The 21780-nt window shown below is 24.8% G+C and carries 17 protein-coding genes; 12 read left to right on the top strand and 5 right to left on the bottom strand.

Annotated features, from left to right (window positions below):
- The 12 genes from SFLOR_RS04760 to SFLOR_RS04705 all read left to right on the top strand — a co-directional run bounded on the left by SFLOR_RS04760 (position 1) and on the right by SFLOR_RS04705 (position 15485).
- Positions 1 to 408 (top strand): J domain-containing protein, encoded by a 408-nt coding sequence (locus SFLOR_RS04760; RefSeq protein ID WP_100916928.1) that lies wholly within the window; start codon positions 1 to 3, stop codon positions 406 to 408.
- 265 nt (positions 409 to 673) lie between these two features.
- A complete protein-coding gene (locus SFLOR_RS04755) occupies positions 674 to 1630 on the top strand; it encodes a hypothetical protein (protein WP_100916927.1) in 957 nt (318 codons plus the stop codon).
- A gap of 16 nt (positions 1631 to 1646) precedes the next feature.
- Entirely contained in the window at positions 1647 to 2402 is a 756-nt protein-coding gene (locus SFLOR_RS04750; protein WP_100916926.1) for a hypothetical protein, read from the top strand.
- A gap of 382 nt (positions 2403 to 2784) precedes the next feature.
- Positions 2785 to 5781, top strand: a complete 2997-nt coding sequence (gene dnaE / locus SFLOR_RS04745) for a DNA polymerase III subunit alpha (RefSeq protein WP_100916925.1) — start codon at positions 2785 to 2787, stop codon at positions 5779 to 5781.
- A gap of 53 nt (positions 5782 to 5834) precedes the next feature.
- Positions 5835 to 8531 carry a DNA polymerase I gene (gene polA, locus SFLOR_RS04740; RefSeq protein WP_100916924.1) on the top strand — a complete coding sequence of 899 codons (2697 nt, stop codon included), beginning with the start codon at positions 5835 to 5837 and terminating at the stop codon, positions 8529 to 8531.
- 14 nt (positions 8532 to 8545) lie between these two features.
- The gene (mutM, locus tag SFLOR_RS04735; protein WP_100916923.1) at positions 8546 to 9379 is read left to right on the top strand and encodes a DNA-formamidopyrimidine glycosylase; all 834 of its coding nucleotides are present in this window, start codon (positions 8546 to 8548) and stop codon (positions 9377 to 9379) included.
- Positions 9380 to 9531: 152 nt separating this feature from the next.
- A complete protein-coding gene (locus SFLOR_RS04730) occupies positions 9532 to 10806 on the top strand; it encodes a DnaD domain protein (RefSeq protein WP_100916922.1) in 1275 nt (424 codons plus the stop codon).
- Complete coding sequence (locus SFLOR_RS04725; RefSeq protein ID WP_100916921.1) at positions 10807 to 11706, top strand: ATP-binding protein; 900 nt, start codon at positions 10807 to 10809, stop codon at positions 11704 to 11706.
- A gap of 120 nt (positions 11707 to 11826) precedes the next feature.
- Positions 11827 to 12840 (top strand): type I glyceraldehyde-3-phosphate dehydrogenase, encoded by a 1014-nt coding sequence (gene gap, locus SFLOR_RS04720; RefSeq protein ID WP_100916920.1) that lies wholly within the window; start codon positions 11827 to 11829, stop codon positions 12838 to 12840.
- 60 nt (positions 12841 to 12900) lie between these two features.
- Positions 12901 to 13413, top strand: a complete 513-nt coding sequence (locus SFLOR_RS04715) for a type II toxin-antitoxin system antitoxin SocA domain-containing protein (RefSeq protein ID WP_100916919.1) — start codon at positions 12901 to 12903, stop codon at positions 13411 to 13413.
- A 22-nt stretch (positions 13414 to 13435) separates the two neighbouring features.
- Positions 13436 to 14632, top strand: a complete 1197-nt coding sequence (locus SFLOR_RS04710; RefSeq protein WP_100916918.1) for a phosphoglycerate kinase — start codon at positions 13436 to 13438, stop codon at positions 14630 to 14632.
- A 58-nt stretch (positions 14633 to 14690) separates the two neighbouring features.
- Positions 14691 to 15485 carry a hypothetical protein gene (locus SFLOR_RS04705; protein ID WP_100916917.1) on the top strand — a complete coding sequence of 265 codons (795 nt, stop codon included), beginning with the start codon at positions 14691 to 14693 and terminating at the stop codon, positions 15483 to 15485.
- A gap of 45 nt (positions 15486 to 15530) precedes the next feature.
- On the opposite strand, the gene SFLOR_RS04700 is transcribed toward SFLOR_RS04705, so the two are convergent.
- From SFLOR_RS04700 to def, 5 genes are all read right to left on the bottom strand, one after another.
- On the bottom strand, positions 15531 to 16451 hold the full coding sequence (locus SFLOR_RS04700; protein WP_100916916.1) for a hypothetical protein: 921 nt from the start codon (positions 16449 to 16451) through the stop codon (positions 15531 to 15533).
- Between the two features lie 75 nt (positions 16452 to 16526).
- Positions 16527 to 17465, bottom strand: a complete 939-nt coding sequence (locus SFLOR_RS04695; RefSeq protein ID WP_100916915.1) for a hypothetical protein — start codon at positions 17463 to 17465, stop codon at positions 16527 to 16529.
- A 53-nt stretch (positions 17466 to 17518) separates the two neighbouring features.
- Positions 17519 to 19192, bottom strand: a complete 1674-nt coding sequence (locus SFLOR_RS04690) for an APC family permease (RefSeq protein ID WP_100916914.1) — start codon at positions 19190 to 19192, stop codon at positions 17519 to 17521.
- Positions 19192 to 20991: a ribonuclease J gene (locus tag SFLOR_RS04685; RefSeq protein WP_100916913.1), complete on the bottom strand. Its 1800-nt coding sequence runs from the start codon at positions 20989 to 20991 to the stop codon at positions 19192 to 19194. Before SFLOR_RS04685 ends, SFLOR_RS04690 begins: the two co-directional genes overlap by 1 nt.
- Before the next feature lie 174 nt (positions 20992 to 21165).
- Positions 21166 to 21774 (bottom strand): peptide deformylase, encoded by a 609-nt coding sequence (gene def / locus SFLOR_RS04680; RefSeq protein WP_245858712.1) that lies wholly within the window; start codon positions 21772 to 21774, stop codon positions 21166 to 21168.
- Between the last annotated feature and the right edge of the window lie 6 nt (positions 21775 to 21780).

The raw sequence follows: 21780 nt of genomic DNA, 5'->3' as shown, positions 1-21780 counted from the left end.
ATGGATGAATTATTAAGGTTTATATTTAGAATATTGAATGTTATTTTTATTATTTTTATATTTGATTTACTTTTTGGTGGAAGAAGACGAAGAAATGGAGGAAGAACAAGAAATAATGATAATAGTCAAAGTCGTTATTCAAATGAAGATACAGTTGGAGGAGCAGGTTATGATCAATCAAGATCTTATTCAGATTTTTATCAAGGAGAATCTCAATTAGAACAAGCTTATCAAGCTCTTGGTTTAGTTAGAGGATGTTCTTTAAAGGAAGTTAAGAAAAGATATATAGAGTTGGCTAAAAAAAATCACCCTGATAAAAACCCAAATAAGGTTGAAGCACAAGCAGAAATGACAAAAATTAATAATGCTTATGAAACAATTGTAGAAGATTTTAATAGAAGAAAATAAAAAATTATTTAAATAATAAATGTAATCTTCAAGATATAGAATTTATGATAGAAAATTTTATCATAAGATTAAATTCTATAACTTAGAAGATTTTTTTTATTATTTATTTATATGTCTAATTACAAAAAAATATAAATAGAAATCATAGAAATAAAATTACTATAAAATGCTGAAAACTTAAAAGAGTTTTTATATTATAAAAGAATATTTAAGTGTTATGGAAATATAATTATGATATAGAAAGATAATTTAAGAGGAATTATATATGAAAAAATTACTATCAATTTTAACATCAGTAGGATTATCATCTTCAGCTTTTAGTGTAACATTATCTTCATCAAAAAATGTTATTCATAATAATGTAAAAAGTGATGAAAGTAATTTAAATTCTGTAGAATGAGCAGAAGTAAAAAAAATGACTTTTGATATTTTTAATAGAGATATGCCATTGCAATTTGCAAATGATGTATCTAACAATAAAAATATAGTTAATAAACAATTAAGTCAAAACAATATTAAAGATACTTATTTACAAAAAGCTAAAGAAGAATCTGAAAAAATAATTAATAAATTTACTGAACAAAATATTAGTCTAGATAAAGCATTAGACTTTATTAAAGCAAAATATCCTCAGTTTGAAAAGGAATATAATAAACAAATATCAACATATCAGGAGCAAAATTATAGTACATTAACTAACTCATATTTAGAAGAAACAAAATTAAAAAATTCTTATAAAGAGAGTTTTAATTATATAAATAATAGTGAAAATGTGGAAAAATATAATATTTCATTTTCAAGTGCTTATCAAAAAAATGGAGAATTAGTATCAAGATTAAAAACTGCAAAGATTTCATTTGTAACTTTAACTGCAGCTTCTGCAGTAGCAGCTGCAGGTTTCTATGCGGCAGCTCCTTGAACTCTTGGAGCAACTATTCCATGGGCAGCAGGTTGTACAGCAATTTCTATTGGTTCAGGTCTTGTGACAGCTGGTTTATCAGGAGCTTTACTTGCTTATGATGAAAAAGCCGAGAAATGAGATAAAGCTAGGAATGCAGGTAGTGTTGCAATAAATGCAGCTCAAGCTTTAGGAAGAATTGCTAAAACAGTATTAGTAAGTTTCACAGCAACTGCAACACCATTTATTTGAGCTATGCCAGCAGTAGTAGCAGTTATATCAATTGCAGTAGCAGTAGCAAGTTGAATTAATTATAATTTTTAGAGGGGGTATATAAAAAATGGATTGACAAGGATATCTAATTATAATAATTGTAGGGTTAACATTTTCTTTATTGGTTCCAATTTTTATTCAACTTTCGATTTATTCTTATAAAATTATAATTCAAAATGTAATTAGCGCATTTAATAATTATAGTAATTTTAAAAAGGATTTTTTAGTTCTTAAAAGAGAGCTTTATAAGTTTTATATTCAAACATTTGTTGTTTTTGTTTTAATGACTTCTATATATATATGAGCAGCTTTTTTAATAAAACCAGAAGAGAAAGAATTTTTAAGTTATATTATTGTAATTTCAATTATATATTTTATTTGCTTATTAGAAATTTTAATATTTGCTTATTTTCTAATATATAAAAGATTAAAAAAAGTAAAGTTTTTAAATAAAAAAGAAGCATTAGATGGATTTAAAGAATTAAGACAAGAAATGCCAAAAAAATTAAGTTATAAATCCTTTGAAATAGAAGATACAAGCAAAATTGATCAAGTTAATAAGCATTTTCAAAGATGTCAAAAGTACTTAAAAAGAAAAATAGCAAATTTAAAGAAAACTGAAGATAATTATAAAAAAATAAAAATATTTTTTTGATATTTAAGAGCAAATGGTAGTTTATTTTGATTTTATGCAAAAAATCCACTAAACTTACAAATTATAGTAGGACAAAATTTATATGAAGCTAATAAAATATCAACGATTTTAATAGAGAATTTTTTCTCGCTTTTAGATAAGCAGGAGTTAAAATTATCTGAAATTTAAACTCTCTTAAAATAGTTTAAATCTTCTTTAATAAGATAAAAAAAGTTAAATAATTTAAAATAGTTTCTAAATTTATTAAATATAATCTTCTAAATATAAAACTTATAATAAAAATAATATTATAATACCGGTTTTCTAATTTAGAAGATTTTTTAATATTTAATTTTAAAAATAGAATAGAGCTATTTTATAAAATATATTTTTACATTTATTTTATAAGTCAAAATTATTAAAAAGGTTTTTAAATTAAAAGGAAAATCTTTAAAAATTTTACAATGAAATATAAAGCTAACTATAAAAAATATACTTACTAAGATATGTTTAAACTAATAAAATGGTGTTTTTTTATTAATGATGTAAAATAAGAAAAGTGAGGTCTTATATGGAGTATTTAAATTTATTTAATGTTCAAAGTTGTTATAATTTCTTAAATTCTACAATTAGAATAGAAGATTATTTGAATTTTTTAAAGTTAAATAATCATGATTTTGCCTTTTATGCTGATAAGAATACAATGTATGGTGCTGCAGAGTTTTATGAAAAAGCAAAAGAAAAAAAACTTAAACCAGTTATTGGATTAAGTTTTGATTTATCTTTTGGAAATATTTTAATATATGCAAAAAATAATAAGGGTTTTGAAGAAATAAGTTATATTAGTTCTTATATTAATCAAAATGACAAAATTAATTTAGAACACTTAGAAAGTCTATTTTGAAAAACAATATCTAATGATCTTATAGTTATATCTAGTTTTTCAGTTGAAAATGTTGATAAATATTTAGAAAAATTTAAATCAATATTAAGTGATAAAAATTTCTATATAGGGATTACAAAACATAATTCTTCTTATTTTAAAAAGCACTCTAATGTAGTTTTTGCAAATGAAATTAACTTTCTTCATGAAAATGAATATCCAGTTTATAAAACTTTGATTGCAATTAAAGAAGGAAAATTAATTACAGAACTTTCAAATTTAGAAAAAAATTATTATTTTTCAAAAGAGTTAATTTCAAATTATATAAAAGTTGAAAATCATGTAAATAATATTTCAAAAATTACTTCTTTAATTGATATTGAAAATATTTTCAATTATGAAAAGCATTTTTTAAAATATCCAAATAGTAAAAAAATGCCCTCAAAAGAATACTTAAAAATAATATGTGAAGAACTATTAGAAGAATATTTGTTATTAAAAAATATTTTAGATAAAAAACTTTATAAAACTAGATTATATTATGAATTAGAAGTTATTAATAAGATGGGTTTTGAAGATTATTTTTTAATAGTTCATGACATAATTTATGAGTGCATTAGATTAAAGATTTTATATGGTCCAGGTAGAGGATCTGCTGCAGGAAGTTTAGTAGCATTTCTTTTAAAAATTACAAAATTAGATCCAATTGAGTGAAAACTTTTGTTTGAAAGATTCTTAAATATAGATAGAATAACACTTCCAGATATTGATCTTGATTTTCAAGATGATAGAAGAGAAGAAATTTTAGAGTATCTATTTAATAAGTATGGAAAAAATCATTTTGCAACAATAACAACTTTTCAAACAATTGGAATAAAAAATGCCTTGCGTGATTGTGGAAGAATTTTTGATGTGTCTATAAATGATATAAATCATATGACAAAACAAATTAATGAAAAAAATATAAAGGATTTATCGCTTGCTTTAGAAGATAGTGAAACACTTAGAAAGTATAAAGAAAAATATCCTCAAATTTTTGAAATAAGTGAAAAAATAATTGGACTGCCAAGACAAACTGGAACTCATGCAGCTGGAGTTGTATTCTCAAATATAGATTTATATAAAGTTGTTCCAACAAAAATTGGTATTAATGGAATCTCTCAAACTCAATTCTCAATGAACTATTTAGAAGAAATAGGTTTAATTAAAACAGATATTTTAGGTCTAAGAAATCTTTCAATAATTCAAGAGATTTTGAGAAACATTAAAATAGTAGATAAAGTGGATGTAGTTTTAGAAAACATTCCTTTAAATGACAAAAAAACATTTGAACTCTTAAGAAATGGAGATACAAGTGGTATATTTCAATTAGAATCACCTGGAATGACAGATGTTTTGATAAAAATGAAAGTTAACTCAGTTGATGATATAGCATTAACTAGTGCTTTATATAGACCAGGACCTCAAGATAATATTCCTTTATTTATTGAAAGAAAAAATAATAAAGAATTAAAATACTCTATTGATAAAAATATAGAAGATATATTACAACCAACTTTTGGAATTATAGTTTATCAAGAACAAATTATGGAGATTTTGCAAAGAGTAGCAAGTATGAGTTTAAGTAAAGCAGATGTTGTTAGACGAGCAATTGGTAAAAAAGATAAGAATTTAATGGCTCAATTTAAAGAAGAATTTATACAATCAGCAATTAAAAATCAATATACTAGTAATAAGGCAACAGAAATTTGAGCTTATATTGAGAAATTTGCTTTATATGGATTTAATAAATCACATGCCATTGCATACTCATTAATAAGTTATTGAATGGCATATTTAAAAGCAAATTATAAATCATCTTTTTATTGTTCTTTATTAAATGGTTCAATTAGAAATGAAGTTAAAACCTCACAGTATTTAAATGAAATAAAGAATGCAGGATTTAATATAAATCCCCCAACAATTAAAAATCCAAATAGTGTGTATATTTATCATAACAATATGATAAATATACCTTTAAATGTAATAAAATATATTGGTCCAGAATTTTTGAAAAATATTAAAGAGCTATTTAAAACAAATAAAACAGCATTTAACAATATTCTTTTATTTATTGGAAATATGAAAGATAAGGGATTGACCGAACAAAGATACATTGCTTTAGTTTATTCAGGAGCATTTGATTGCTTTGGTTTCTCAAGAAAAGATTTAATATTGAAAAAAGATCAGATATTTAATTTAGCTTCAACAGCAACTTTATTAAATGATCCAGATATTATTTTGGAATTAGAAAAAAGAAAAGATAAACCAGAAGAGATAATTGGTTTTGAAAAAGAATATTTAGGTTTTTTTGTATCATCTCATCCATTATCAATTATTAGAAAAAAAATAATAAATGGAGATAAACTAAGAACATTAAATACTTTGAAAAATGAAGGAGTTATTTGTGAAGTTTTAATTAATATAGAAAATATTGTCACTAAAAAAGATAAGAATGGCAATCAAATGGCATTTTTAGACATTGCAGATGAAACTGAAATAATGATGATAACAGTATTTTCATCTGTTTATGATAGTTTTAAAACCAAATTAAATTTAGGTAAAAATTTAATTATTAAAATAAAAACTCAAAAATTTAATAATAAAATAAATGCGGTTTTACTTGAAGTTATTAAAGAGATATAAAAAAAGTACTACAAGTACTTTTTTTGTTATTATAGAATTAATGGTGAAAAAATATGAAAAATAAATTCTTGCTTGTCGATGGTAATGCTTTAATTTTTAGAGCATTTTATAGCTCTTATGGAAGAGCAACTTTAACTACAAAAAGTGGTATACCAACAAATGCTGTATATTCGTTTATTAATATGCTTATGAACATTATTGAAAAAAATGACTATTTTTGCATAAAAGTTGCATTTGATAAAGGTAAAAAAACTTTTAGACATGATAAATTAAAAGATTATAAAGCTGGAAGAGCCAAAACTCCTTCAGAACTTATTATGCAATTTCCAATTGTTAGAGAGTTTTTAACAAATGCAAATATTCAATGATTTGAAGCAGACAATTATGAAGCAGATGATATTATTGGAACTATCTCGAAAATTCTTGAATCAAATAAAGAAGCTGAAACTCATATATTAACAAGTGATCAAGATATGTATCAGTTAATATCTGATAAAACTTATGTTTTATCTCCTCAAATTGGAACAAGTGATTTAATTGTTTATAACAAAGAAAAATTATTTGAGAAATGAGGAATTAGTCCTGAACAAGTTATTGATTATAAAGGTTTAAGAGGAGACTCATCAGATAATATAAAAGGTGTTACAGGTATTGGAGAAAAAACTGCAAAAGAATTATTACAAGAGTTTAAAACCTTAGAAGATATCTATAATAATATTGAAAGTATTAAAGGTGCAAAACAGCTTAAATTGATAGCAGGAAAAGATGATGCTTTTCTTTCAAAAGAAATTGCAACAATTCATAAAGATATGAATTTAGATAAAATTGATTTTACTAAAACAGAGATTAATTTTGCAAACATGAGAGATTTTTTTATTAGATATGAAATGAACTCTCTTCTTAAAAAATACAGTTCTAAAAATGAAGAAACTACAGATGAAATAAAATTAGAATATAAGATACTTGATAAATGAGATAACACATTTAATGATGAACACAATTATATTTATTTAGAAACTTTAAACGATAATTATCATGTAAGTGATGTTATAGGATTGTCAATTGTTAATTCAAAAGGTAATTTTTATTATTCTTTTAATACTAGTAAGGAGATAAATATTTTTAATTGAACTGAATCTGTAATAGATGATCAGTTTCAAGCTTTTTTACTAAATTCAAAGTTTAAAACTTATGATGTTAAAAAGACAGTTATTGCTTTTAAAAAAATGGGCTATAAGATAAAACCTGAACTTTTTATCTATGACATGATGATTGCATGTTATATACTTAATTCAAACATTAAATCAACTTTTGAACAGCACATTGTTATGATTGATTCTTCAAATGAAATAAAAACATTTGAAGAAATTTTTGGAAAAGGTGTTAAAAAAACACATTTAATTGATGAAAAAATTAAAATGGACTATTTAGTTAGCAAATCCTTATTTATTAAAGAATATGAAAAAGAAATTATAAAGCAATTACAAGAAAAAGAGCAACTAAATCTATATGAAAAAATTGAATTTCCATTTGCAAAAGTTTTAATTGATATGGAAGTTGAAGGTATTGAAGTTGATAAGCAAGAATTGGCTTATCAAGAAAAAGAAATTCTAGAATTACTAAAAAACTTAGAGTTTGAAATTCGAGGGGATTTAAAAGAATTTATTGATGAAGATTTTAATATAGGATCTCCAAAACAATTGAAAGAGCTTTTATTTGATAAATTAAAGCTGCCAGATTATAATAAAGGAAGCACTGATAGAGAAACATTGGACTTATTAGAAGATAAGCATCCAGTAATTTCAAAAATTATTGCTTTTAGGAAATATAGCAAATTGCATTCAACATATTTAAAAGGTTTTGAGAAGTTTATTCATTCAGATAATAAAGTTCATACAATATTTAATCAAACCCTTACAAATACAGGAAGATTAAGTTCTAGTTATCCCAACATGCAAAATATTTCTATAAGAGATGAAGAACAAAAAAATGTAAGAAAAATATTTGTTACAAATGAAGAAAATCTTTATTTAAGTTTCGATTATTCTCAAATTGAACTAAGAGTACTTGCAGATATTGTCAAAGAAGAAAAACTAATTGAAATTTTTTCAATGGATCGAGATATACATTCAGAAGCTGCAAGAAGTATTTTCAATTTAAATGAAGAAGATAAAGTAAGTTCAGAGCAAAGAAGAGTAGCTAAAGTATTCAACTTTGGGATTCTTTATGGATTAAGTGATTTTGGTTTGGCTAAGGACTTAAAAATATCAATAGCACAAGCAAAAGAATATATTAAAGCATATTATAAAGCTTTTCCTCAAATTTTAAAGTTTAAAGAAGAAGTTATTAAATTTGGTTATGAAAATGGCTATGTGGAAACTCAGGGAAATAGAAGAAGATATATTTATGAGTTAAATAACTCAAATTATATGATCAAACAATTTGGTGAAAGAGCAGCAGTTAATGCTCCAATTCAAGGAACTGCAGCAGATATATTAAAAGTTGCAATGATAAATGTTTTTGAAAATTTAAATAAAAATAAATTGAAATCAAAAATGGTTGCTCAAATACATGATGAAATTATTTTATTAGTTAAAAAATCAGAACTTGAAAAAGTTAAAAATATGGTTCTTGATATAATGAAAGAAGCATACAATGATTTGCTAAAAATATCAAATAAAAATAGAGAAGCTCTTGTAAAATTAGAAATTAATTACTCACAAGCAAGTGATTGATTTAATTTAAAATAAAGGAGGCTTAAATAATGCCTGAATTACCAGAAGTAGAAACCGTAGTTAGAGTTCTAAATTCAAAAGTTAAAGGTCTTACTATTCAAAATGTAAAAATAACTTATCCAAATTTAATTAAAACAGATATTAAAATTGGTGAATTTGAAGAAAAACTGAAAGGTCGAAAAATAGACAATATTTCAAGAATAGCAAAACATATCATTTTTGAATTGCAAGATTTAGTTTTAATCAGTCATTTAAGAATGGAAGGAAAATGATTTGTATATGATAAAGGAACTTTATATGATACAAAGCATGTAGAAGCCATATTTGAATTAAGCGATGATAAATTTATGATATATAATGATACAAGAAAATTTGGAACTTTTCATTTACAAGATAAATTAACTTTTAGAAATGAAAAACCTATTAATAAAATAGGCCCAGAGCCCTTTAATAGCACTTTAAACGGTCAGTATTTGATGGATATAATGTCTAAATCAAATAAACATATAAAAACTGTTCTTCTTGATCAAACAAAAATATCAGGAATTGGCAATATTTATGCAGATGAAATTCTCTTTGATTCAAAAATTCATCCAGAAAAAAGAGCAAGTGCTTTAGGTTTAAAAAATTATAATGATATTTTAAAATCTTCAATAAAAATATTGAACAGATCAATTGAGCTTGGAGGTTCAACAATCGATAGTTATCAACCTGAACAAGGTATTGATGGTAAATTTCAAAGAGAGCTAAAAGTTCACTTGAGAAAATCAAAACCGTGTTTTGATTGTGGAAGAATTATAGAAAAAATAAAAGTTAATGGTAGAGGAACATATTTTTGTCCAGAATGCCAAAATCTATATTAAAATGTGGATAACTTAAAAAACCCCTTTAAAATAGGGTTTTTTTAATGATTTTTATTAACAAATGATAGTCAATTTCATAAAAATTATTAAATGTATTTCATTTTTTTTCATTTTTCTTATTATTAAGAAGCAGAGTATTTGGGAGGTAATTCATGGATGAGTTTAGTTACAGAGTTGTTCTTAAAAATATAATAGATAGTTCAAATAATAAAATAATAACTTACTTGTATCAGCCAATAATAGGATCAAAAGCAGTTTCGTTGTATTTCACATTAATAAATGAATCTTATATAATAAGTGAATTTAAAACAATAACCTTATCAAATACCAGATTATCTAAAATAACAGGAATTTCTAAAAATATATTGTCTAAATATTTCAAGAAATTAGAAGCTCTTGGTTTATTAAGAACTTTAGAAAATAAAAGTAAAAATACAATAATATTTAATATATATTCACCTTTAGAACCAGTAGAATTTTTTAACAATAAAGTATTTAATAATGCTTTATTGAGCAAAATAAAAAAAGAAGATTATGAATTAATTAGATTTACTTTTAGAGATGAAGGAGAGTTAACTTTAGAAAGTGGTTACAAAGATACTTCATCCAAATTTGTTGAAGTTTTTGGAGAGATTGAAGAATTAAAAACATCTGAAGCTGCTATGATTAAAGCTAAACCAAAAAGAACAAATGCTTTATTAAAAGGTTTAGATTATGCTAATTTACTTAATGCTTTAAAAAAAGAAGATATTACTATTAGTGAAAATGATGAAATCATTAAAAAGGCAATTGAAGATGTTTTTGGTTCTTATAATATTAGTCAATTTGAAATAAAAGAAATTATTAAAAAAATTTATGAAAAGGATTCTTGCTCTTTTAGTAACTCAAAATTTTATAAAGAAGTTGCAAAACTTATCTTTAAAAAAGAGGAATTCTCTGAAACAATCCCAGAATTTGATGTTGAATTAAATATGTTAAAACAAAAAAATCAAAAATTAAGTGAAATGGAAACAATTGAACCAGAAGAATATTTATTAGCTTTATTAATTTCTAAAGATAAAAAAATAAAACAGTTAGATAAAAAATTTGAAGAAATAATTGAAATTTTACAAAATAAATATAAATTAAGAAATGGAGTTATCAATTGTTTATTTGATTTTGTTTTCTTAAAAAATAAAGGTCAAATAGTTCCGAACTATATTTATAAAATTGCTTCTACAATGTCTGAAAATGGCTTTAAAAAAGCTCCTGAGGCATTTGAATATTTAAAAGTTGCTCATCAAAAATCAAAAGTTAATATTAAATCTAATATTAATTTAAAACCAGAATTAAGTTCAAAATGAGATGATGCTTTAAATAAAGAAACTTATAAAATTGAAGTTAAAGAAGATTTGACATTTGATAAATTAGATTGAGGAGAATATTAGATGTTAAAATTTACTTTAAATGATATAAAAAATCATAAAGATTTAAAAGAGCTAATTAAAAAATATAATATAGACGATCAGATTTTACAAAATAATATATTAGTGATAAATAGATTTTTAAATGATTATGTTTATTGTGAAAAAGAAGAAGAAATAAAATATTGTAAACAATCAATTCCTGGTGTTCAACAAAAACTAGTATATAAAAATAACTTATTTTATATAGCAAGTAAAAATTGCAAACACTGAACTTTTCAAAATAAAGATTACAAAATTTTAAGAAATATAATATATGCAGATTATGATTTAAAAGAAAATACTCAGACAATGGGAGAATATATTGAATCTTTAGATTTAAATAAGTTAAATCAAGAATCTAAAACTCTTTTTACAAAGATAAGAGAAAATATGGTAAATAATTCATTTAAGGGTCTTTATTTATATGGAGCTCCAGGTATTGGTAAAACTTTTTTAATGAAACGATTGGCCAATACTTATGCAAGAAAAGATAAAAAAGTTATTTTTGTAACTGTCAATAAGCTTGTAAAAATAGTTAAAGATACTTTTAATCAATTAGAAAAAACAGAACTGTCAAAATTTTATGATGATTGTCTTAAAGTAGATATTTTAATACTTGATGATATTGGTGCAGAAATTGTAAGTGATTGAAGTAGAGATGAATTATTATTTGGTATTTTGAATCATAGATTAGAAAATAAATGTATTACTTATTTTACTTCAAACTTTTCTATAGCAGATCTACAAAAATATTATTTAAATAAAAAAGTAATTGGACCAGAACAAAAAAAATTTGAATTACAAAAAACTCTTAGATTCACAGAAAGAATCAAAGGATTAACTAATGAATTTGAAATGACAGGTGAAAATAAGCGATATTAGTGGAATTATTTTCCAGTATTAAAAATATCATATGGAAAAAATAGAAATAAAATGTTATTATTTTATTCACTAAATAAAGCAATAAGGTATAAAATAAAAGCGTGAAAGGAACGACTAAATATGAAAAAAATAGCAATTAACGGTTTTGGAAGAATTGGACGTCTAGCTTTTAGACAATTATTCTTATCAAAAGATATTGAAGTTGTAGCAATCAATGATTTAACAAATTCAAAAACATTAGCATACTTATTAGAGTTTGACTCAGCTCATGGAAAATTTATGAGTGGAAAAATTGAATCAAAAGAGGGAGCTATTATAGTAGATGGTAAAGAAATTAAAATTTTAGCAGAAAGAGATGCTAAAAACTTACCATGAAAAGAAATGGGAATTGACTTAGTAGTAGAATGTACTGGATTCTATGTTTCTAAAGAAAAATCTCAAGCTCATTTAGATGCAGGAGCTAAAAAAGTAATTATTTCAGCACCAGCAACAGGAGATTTAAAAACAGTCGTTTATGGTGTAAACCACAAAACAATAACAAAAGAGGATGCAATTGTTTCTGCAGCTTCATGTACAACAAACTGTTTATCACCAGTAGCAAAAATTTTAGATGAAAAATTTGGAATCGTTAAAGGATTGATGAATACAATTCATGCAGTTACAAACGATCAAAACTTATTAGACTTACCACACTCAGACTTACGTCGTGGTCGTGCAGCTGCATGAAACATAGTTCCATCAAAAACAGGAGCAGCAGCAGCAGTTGGTAAAGTATTACCAAACTTAAATGGAAAATTAGATGGATTAGCACTACGTGTTCCAACAATTACAGGATCAATAGTTGATTTAACTGCTGAATTGGCAAAAAAAACATCAGTTGAAGAAATTAATAATGCAGTTAAAGAAGCAGTTTCAAGTGACGCTGAATTAAATGCAGCATTAGAATATTGTACAAAAGAAATCGTTTCACAAGATGTAATTGGATCAACATATGGTTCAATCTTTGATGCAACATTAACAAAAGTTATGGAAGTTGAAGGAAAACAATTAGTTAAAGTATTTGCATGATACGATAATGAAAACTCATTTACTTCACAATTTATCCGTACAATTAAATACATGTTGAGTTTATAATTTTCTAAATATAAAATATTTAACATATTTTTACAACGATAGTAATATTGAGGTGAAAATATGTTTTTTTATTTTAAAGAAGATTTTATTAATTATATGTTAAATGTTATTGCTAAAGTTAAAAAGCAAAATTGTATTAAGAGAGTAACTCAAATTCAGATTCAAAAAATAATTTATATTGTTTATTCTTATTTTTTATTATTTAGAGAAAAAATAGCAAATGTAGATTTTGAAACATGAAGGTGAGGTCCTGTTATTTATGAACTGTGAAAGAAACATACAATCTATTCAAAATCAGATATACCTATAATTTATTTAGAAAAAGCTGATTTAGAAATAGAAAAAGACTTTCCTCAAGAAAATAAAATAGCTTATGAAATAGTTAAATTTCTATTAAATTTAAAGTCATGAGATATTGTAACAATTTGTCATGAACAAACTCCATGAAAAAAGTTGTATAAACCTAGTAGAAATAATTTAATAAAAGATCAAGACATTATTCATTTTCATAATGAAAATACTAATAATTTTTTTCATTATATAGATTTTATAGTAAAAAATGTTTTAAAATAATTAAGTATAGGAGAGCAAAAAAATGAAAAAAACATTAAATGATATTCAAGTATCTGGAAAGACTGTTCTTGTTAGAGTTGATTTTAACGTCCCATTAAAAGATGGAGTTATTACAGATGATAATCGTGTTAGAGCAGCACTGCCAACTATTAATCACTTAGCTGAAAAAGGAGCAAAAGTTGTTTTATTTTCACATTTAAGCAGAATTAAAGAAGAAGCTGATAAAGCTAAAAAAAGTTTAGCACCAGTTGCTAAAAAATTGGAAGAGTTATCAGGAAAATCAATTAAATTTGTTCCTCAAACTAGAGGAGAAGAATTAGAAACAGCAATTAAAAACTTAAATGCAGGAGAAATTCTTTTATTTGAAAATACACGTTTTGAAGATGTTCAAAATGGTGAAGTTGTGAAATATGAATCAAAAAACGATTCACAATTAGGAAAATACTGAGCTAGTTTAGGAGATATATTTGTAAATGATGCATTTGGAACTGCTCATAGAGCTCATGCTTCAAATGTAGGAATTGCTTCAAATATAGCAGAAAGCTGCTTAGGATTTTTAGTTGAAAAAGAATTAGAAATGTTATCAAAAGGAATTGATAAACCAGAGCATCCATTTGTAGCAATTATTGGTGGGGCAAAAGTTTCTGATAAAATTGGAGTTATTGATAATTTATTAGAAAAAGCTGACAAAATTATAATTGGTGGGGGAATGGCATATACTTTCTTTAAAGCCCAAAATCACAGTATTGGTAAATCATTGTGTGAAGAAGATAAAGTTTCTTTAGCTAAAGAATATTTAGAAAAAGCTAATGGAAAAATTATTTTACCAATTGATTCAGCATGTAACAGTGATTTTAAAGACACTGAACCAACAATTACAGGAGTTGACTTACCAGATGACTTAATGGGATTAGATATCGGTCCTAAATCAATTGAATTATTTAAAACTATTTTAAAAGATGCAAAAACAGTAGCATGAAATGGACCAATGGGAGTATTTGAATTTAAACACTATAATAAAGGTACATTAGCTGTTTGTGAAGCTATTGCTAACCTAAAAGACTCATTTACTTTAATAGGTGGGGGAGATTCAGCTGCAGCTGCAATTCAATTAGGATTTAAAGACAAATTTACTCATATATCAACTGGTGGAGGAGCTTCATTAGAATATATGGAAGGTAAAAAATTACCAGGTGTTGAAGCAATTCAAAATAAATAATTAGATACAAACACGATTAATATCGTGTTTTTAATTTATAATTAAAAAGGTGATTTACTTGAAATTAAAAGTAAGAAAAATAGAAAATAGTGAGTGAATAAAAAATATTTTTTTAGATGATGAAAATATTTATTTCGTAGATAGTATTCCAAATGGAAATATAAATACATTATGTTGAATTTCTAAAAAAATATTTTTAGAAAATATTAAAATAAAACAAGATTTGGAAAGAACATTTATAGCTCATCCAAATCCACATTTTTCATCTATGGATATGATTTCTAATACTGATATAAAAGTTTATGGTATTTATGAACATTATATTCAAAATTTTGTAGTTATTAATAATACTAAATATATTAGCTTTATTATTAATGGAAAAGTTTTTACAACAAATTTAAATAATATTGAAAATTTAGAAGAATTTCAAATAATAAAAAAAATAAATGAAGGACTAATTATAAAAAGAGATAATAAGATTTTATTAGTTGATGAAAATATTAAACTCATTAAAGAAATAAAAATAGATTTAGTAGATATTATTCAATTTCAAAATAATTTTGTAATTCAAAAATCAAATGAAGAAATTGTTTTGACTGATCTTAGTTTTAAAATAATTAGTGTTTTAGATAATGAACAGGATTTTAAAAGAATACATTATTTAAATAAAAATAACGTGTTAATAAGTTTTAAGAAAAAAGAAGAGAGTGTATTGATAAATATCTTAAATAATAAAAAAGAGACTTTTGATAAATCCTTTATAAATAGAGCAGTTTTACTTAATAATACTTTTTTTCTAACTAAAAAAATTGAAAAAAGTGGTGGAAAAGATTTTTTAAATATTTTCTATTAAATATAAAAAAATAACTCATATGAGTTATTTTTTTATATAAATCTTTTAGTTTGCCATGTCATATTCTCTTTGTTTTTCTGCAAGTTTTGAGTAATCATTGTATTGAACTTGATCACCTTTAGCTCAGATTCCTTTTATTATTTTATTTATTGTGTAAATAATAAATAGCTGAATTGCTATTCTATATGCAGCATACATTGAGTTGAATATAGTACCCAAAAATCCTCTTTTTCTGTCAAACATATCTGCAAAAATTGAGATAATTGAAAGAATACTTTGAATTAATTGCATTATTAGAATTATTGTTGCAACAATAAGATTAATAACTGCTATAAAGTTCATGAATTTATATGCAGTTTCTTTTTTATTTCAAGTAGCAAGTGCTCCTGGTGTTGCAAAAACTAAACAATTTAAAACTCCTCAGAATAATACAACAGCTAATACAGAAACTAAAATTATATCTGCAAGTCCACTAGCAAATATATTTTGTTTATATCATAATAATGAAAATCCAAAGTATACAATTAAAGCACTAAAACCTGCTACTAGTGAATTACCTCCATAACCTTTAGAAATTGTAAATTTAGGACTAATTGTTGATTCAACTGGAATATTTTGCATTTGTGCTAAAACAAATGGTGTAAATATTCCTCCAATTGATATTGAAAATAAAGCAATTATATATCTATTATTTAATAAAGTTATATCATCAGCTTTTTTTAAGAAATTTATTATATATAAACAAAAGAATGTATTAGTTACAAAAGCAAATGTTACTACTGAAAATATTAGTGGAACATAAGGCGAAGTTTTACTTATGTCTCCAGTTGCTTTTGGATCCATCAGACCAACTCTAGTCATTGCATATATAAATACACCAAATCCAATTAATCCAATAATTAATCCAAATACGTTAGCTATAAAAAGTAGTGTTCTTATGGAAGAAGTTTGTCTATTTCCTTTCATTTTCTCACCTCCTTAAAAGAATTGTATCATTAATAAGTAATAAAAAAAAATTAGTTTTATTTACTAATCTTTTTATTATTTTATTTTATTTGTTGTACCTTTAGTATTTTTAACAAGCATTTTATATTCTCCTTTTGCTTCATTTTTACTTGTTATACCAATATAAAAGTATTCATCTTTTATAGGGGCATTATCATTGGTAATAATTTTTTCTCCTACTGAATATGTATCATTAGAAAAGATAGCTTTATATAAATTTTCTGGTCTATCAATATCATTTAATTTTGCATCTTCAATCTTATAAATATGCTCTTTAACCTTGTCTTTTTCATTCATAAGTCAGTTTATTATTTGTTCCTTACTTTGAAAATCTATATTTTGTGGTAACTCAAATCCTCAATCTTCTTTGTCTGCTCCTTCAATTGAAATTTCCATTTTCATTTCTAGGTTAAAGGTGTTCTTAAATTCTACTTGTAGTTCGTTTAAATCTTTTATTGGTTTATATGAATTTGAACCATAAAGTCTAACATTATCATCATCTATTTTTGCTAGAGCATTTACAAAATAAGATATACCTGAATTTGGATCCTTATATCTTTCTATTTCTATTCAATGATCTTTAATGTTCAAACTAGTTGATTTCTTCTTAGCCTCTTTAAATTTTTTATTAAATAAATCTACATCATTATTTTGTCAAGCATCTTTTTCAATAAAATCTGTAGTTATTTTTTCTATTTTATAATCATTTGTTAAATTAATATCAACTGCTGCAAGTAAATTATTAACACATTTTTCAAAATTTTTCTTTAAGTCAGTAGGGCTTAAAATTGCTTTTTCAATTCCATTTTCAGTTACAAAGTTAAGATTTTGCATATCTTCATTTGTAATGCTATAAGTATAACTTTCAGTTACATTTATAATATTATTAGTGCTAGAAACATTATAATTAATTACTGGTGTTATTGCTCCAACAGATAAAGTTGTAACACCTAAAAAACTAAGCATTTTTTTCATTTTAACCCTCCATATTAAGTTAATTATAATATAAAAAAATAGTCATATTTTGACTATTTTGAAACTGCTTTATTTCTTATTTTTTCTTCTTTTAATTGTGCTTTATATTGTCTATATTCTTCATCTTCTTTAGCCTCTTTAAAAGCAATTGCTTGCATTTCTTCAGCAGTTAGAAGTCTGAATAATGTTTCATACTCAGCAATTTCTTTGGCTCTTTCAGAATTTGGATCCATCTTAGCCATTTTTGGTTTGTAGTACAAGAAGTATTGTATTACTGCTCATACAATTACACCTGAAACATATACTAATTGGAATACACTACTTACAAGAGCTTGTACATTTTCAGGAGAACCTATTTTATCACCTTTAGGATTAGTAAATGGATTTAATAATGAAGTTCATAAATAACTTCCTAATATAAATAATAAGAATAGGACAGTTATACTTCAAGCAATATATTCTCAAATTTGTACTTTAACATTTTTTCTTATTCCTTGAACAATAGCTGTTGGAATAATTGTTCCATAAATTGCGATCAACAATATTGATGCACAACTAGCAATTGTTGCATAGTTTAATGGAGAAGGAGATTTTGTAACTCCTTCAATAATATCTGGAATAAATAGGAACATTGTTGCACATATTACAAATAATATAATTGTTGAAAATACTCCAGCTACTGGAACATTTTCTTTATTTTCTTTTTTAAATACTGGTGAAATATATCCTTGACTTGATAATGGTTCAAGAGTTGAACCACCAAACATTGTAATTTGCAATGATGAATTAAATCTCATTAACATTGTACAAATAATAATTAAAGTTGGTCCAAATACTTTTAAGAAGTTATTATCTCCAAAGAATTGTGTATTTGGATTTGAACTAAATCCTTTTCCCCCAATAGCAAACATTGTTATTAGTGAAAAAACAATGTAGAAGCTTGTTGTTGCAATCATTATTATTATTATTGCAATAGGCATGTTTTTGCTTCTGTTTTTAATATTTTTACCTGTTGTTATAAAAGTTTCAATTCCTCCAAAAGCAAAGAAGCAAGTTGTAAATGCTTTTGTAAATTCACTAATTTTTAAATCTGTTTGTGTATATACTTCAAAAGGATTACTTGTTTGAAGATTAATAAATCCAGCAACTAAACCAAATATCATTAATAAAACTGTAATTCCTCATGTCATGTACCCAATAATTAATCCAACGTATTTATATTTTTTGATACCAAAGAATATAATTGTTGCTGCAAACATGTATAAAGCAAAAGCTATTAAATCTAAGTATAAATTACCTCATGATCCAAATTTACCATAATCTCCAGCTCCATTTTGTCCTACTAATCAGAATCTTACATCATCTTGTGGTCCGAAATTTGCTCTAACCATTGTAACTATTAAAGCCATTCCAATAACTGGAATAACTGAATAGTTGAAGAATCCCATTAATAAACCTCAAAATTTACTAAATGTGGTTCTAACATATTGACTTCCTCCACCATTTGCTTGTGGGTGATATCTAACTAATTTGGCAAAAGCTCAAGCACACATAAATGCTATAGAACCTTCTAAAACAAATAGTCATATAATATGAAGACCAATTCCTGATCCATCGGATGCAAGAACTATTTCTCCAAAACTTGCCGTGAATGTTATTCCAGCAATAAAGGTAAATCCAATTCATATAATTGAAAATAAACCTAGTTGTTCTTTTTTTGTTTTCATTACTTTACCTCGATTTTTTTATTTAATATAACTGGAATGATTAACGGATTTCTTCTTTTATATCTAAAGATGAAAGGCGATAATGATTCCTTAATTGAGTTCTTTATAGCTCCAAAAGTAGGTTTTTGTGAGTTAAGAACTTCTTGTACTGCATTTGTAACAATGTTAATTGATTCAGCAATTACATTTCCACTATCTCTTACATAAAAGCTTCCTCTAGAAACAATTCTAGGAGGAGCAGATAGTTTATTTGCTTGAGAGTCTATTGAAATAATTACAGCCATTAGACCATCTTTACTCAATATGTTTCTTTCTCTAATAACATTACTTGCTTTTCCTGTCATATCTTTTCCATCAATAAAGACAGCTTCTGCTGGAACTCTTTTTCCAACTTGACTTGCTCCATTGTGTAGTTCAATTTGATCTCCATTGGCAACTACAAATACATTGTGTGGTTTAACATTAACTTTTGTTGCAGTTTCACCGTGAATTTTTAACATTCTATATTCACCATGCATTGGCATGAAGCATCTTGGCTTTAATAAAGTGAATAATAGTTTTTGTTCTTCTTGACTGGCATGACCAGAAGTGTGAATTTTATTTTCTGTGCTGTTTTCAATTACATTAGCACCAATTTTTGTTAATTTATTAATTACATTTTCAACATCAGCTCTATTACCTGGAATAGGTGATGAAGACATAATTACAGTATCTCCTGGAATTATTTTAATTGTTTGATGCTCCATTCTAGATATTCTAGAAAGAGCTGCCATAGGTTCTCCTTGACTTCCAGTACATAAAATCATTATTTGATTTTTTGGAAAGTTATCAATTTCATTTGCTTTAATAAACATTTTATCATTGATATTTAAGTGACCCATTTGTCTAATTATTTTTATAATTCTTTCAATACTTCTACCTATAACAAGAATTCTTCTTCCATACTTATTGGCCAATTCGATAATATGTTGAAGTCTGTGTACATTTGATGCAAAAGAAGCAATAATAATTCTTCCTTTTGACTTTAGAAAATGTGTATCAATATTTTGAATAACTTTTCTTTCTCCAATTGTATAACCTTCAACTTCAGCATTTGTTGAATCAGCCATTAATAATTCAATTCCGTCATTTCCTCATGATGCTAACCTTTGAACGTTTGCGTCATGACCTAATGGTGTTCAGTCAAATTTGTAATCTCCTGTTGAAAAGATTGCACCATTAGGTGTTTGTATGTGAATTCCAAATGCATCGGGTATTGAGTGATTAACTGCTGCAAATTGAATTGTAAAATTTTTTGTTGCATATACGTCATTTTCCACGTATTCTTTAACAACTGTTTTATTTTGTAGTTTGTATTCTTTTAATCTATCCCTAATTAAAGCAGCAGCTAAAGCTGGAGCGTAAATTACTGGAACTTCTACTTGTTGAAGTAGATATGGAATACCACCAATATGATCTTCATGACCGTGTGTTATAAATAAACCTTTTAGTTTTTTATTATTTTCAACTAAATAACTAAAATCAGGAATTACAGCACTAACACCTAATTGTGTAGCGTCTGGAAATTTAACTCCAGCATCTATCATTATGATTTCATCATTGTATTCTATACAATAAGTATTTTTACCAACTTCTTCTAATCCACCTAAAGCATAAACTTTAGTAGGAAAGGGTGCTTGTGGTAATTTTTTCTTTGGTGGATTTATATTATCTTTTAGTTTTTTTATTTCTATTTTTTTTTCTAAATCCGCAACTACGCTTTTTGTTTGTTGTAGAGACTCTTGTTTTTTGTCATCCATTTTATCAACTCCTTATATTTAATTTTGTAAAAATTTGTAGAAAGATACTTTAAAAGTATTAAATTGTATTATCATTTCCAAATATTTTAAAAAGTCATAGTTAAGAGTATTTTAACAAAAAAAATAAATAAAAAGAGAAAAAAAGCATAAAAAAAAGTAATTTTTAAATACTTTTTATATAATTATTCAATTTTCATCTTTAAAGTCTGGTTCTTCTTTATTAATTCTATCGTAATAAAGTTGCCCATTATTGTGCTCTAATTCATGTTGAAAAACAATTGCATGATAGCCTCTTAAAGTTAAATCAACTTCTTCATTGGTCAATCAATCATAGCCTTGCACTTGAATCTTATAATTTCTTGGAACTAATCCTTTATGATTTGTATCAACACTTAAACATCCTTCTCCGTCACTTAAACAACAAATTTGATCACTTTTTGCAATTATCTTTGCGTTAATCATTGCAAATTCTTCTACATCGTTTGTTTCAACATCTCATTCAAATCTGGCAAAAAACATGTTTACATTGCTACCAATTTGAGGAGCTGCTAATCCAACAGCGGGTCTTAAGTAATCTTCATTTTCTTTTTTATTTAATTCTGGATCTTGACTGTATCTTACAAAGTCAATTAGTTTTTTCATAACTAATTCATTTTCTTTATTTAAAGGAAGTTCAACATTAACAGAAACATTTCTAATAACTTCAGGTTGACTATCTTTTCAAAGTCAATTATTTGTTGGAATTTCTTTTTGCAATAAATCTTTTTTTAAGTCTAATTTCATAAAATC

It is taken from the genome of Spiroplasma floricola 23-6, assembly GCF_002813555.1.
Classification (GTDB): domain Bacteria; phylum Bacillota_I; class Bacilli_A; order Mycoplasmatales; family Mycoplasmataceae; genus Spiroplasma_A; species Spiroplasma_A floricola.
This window is presented reverse-complemented; position numbering and strand designations above follow the sequence as displayed.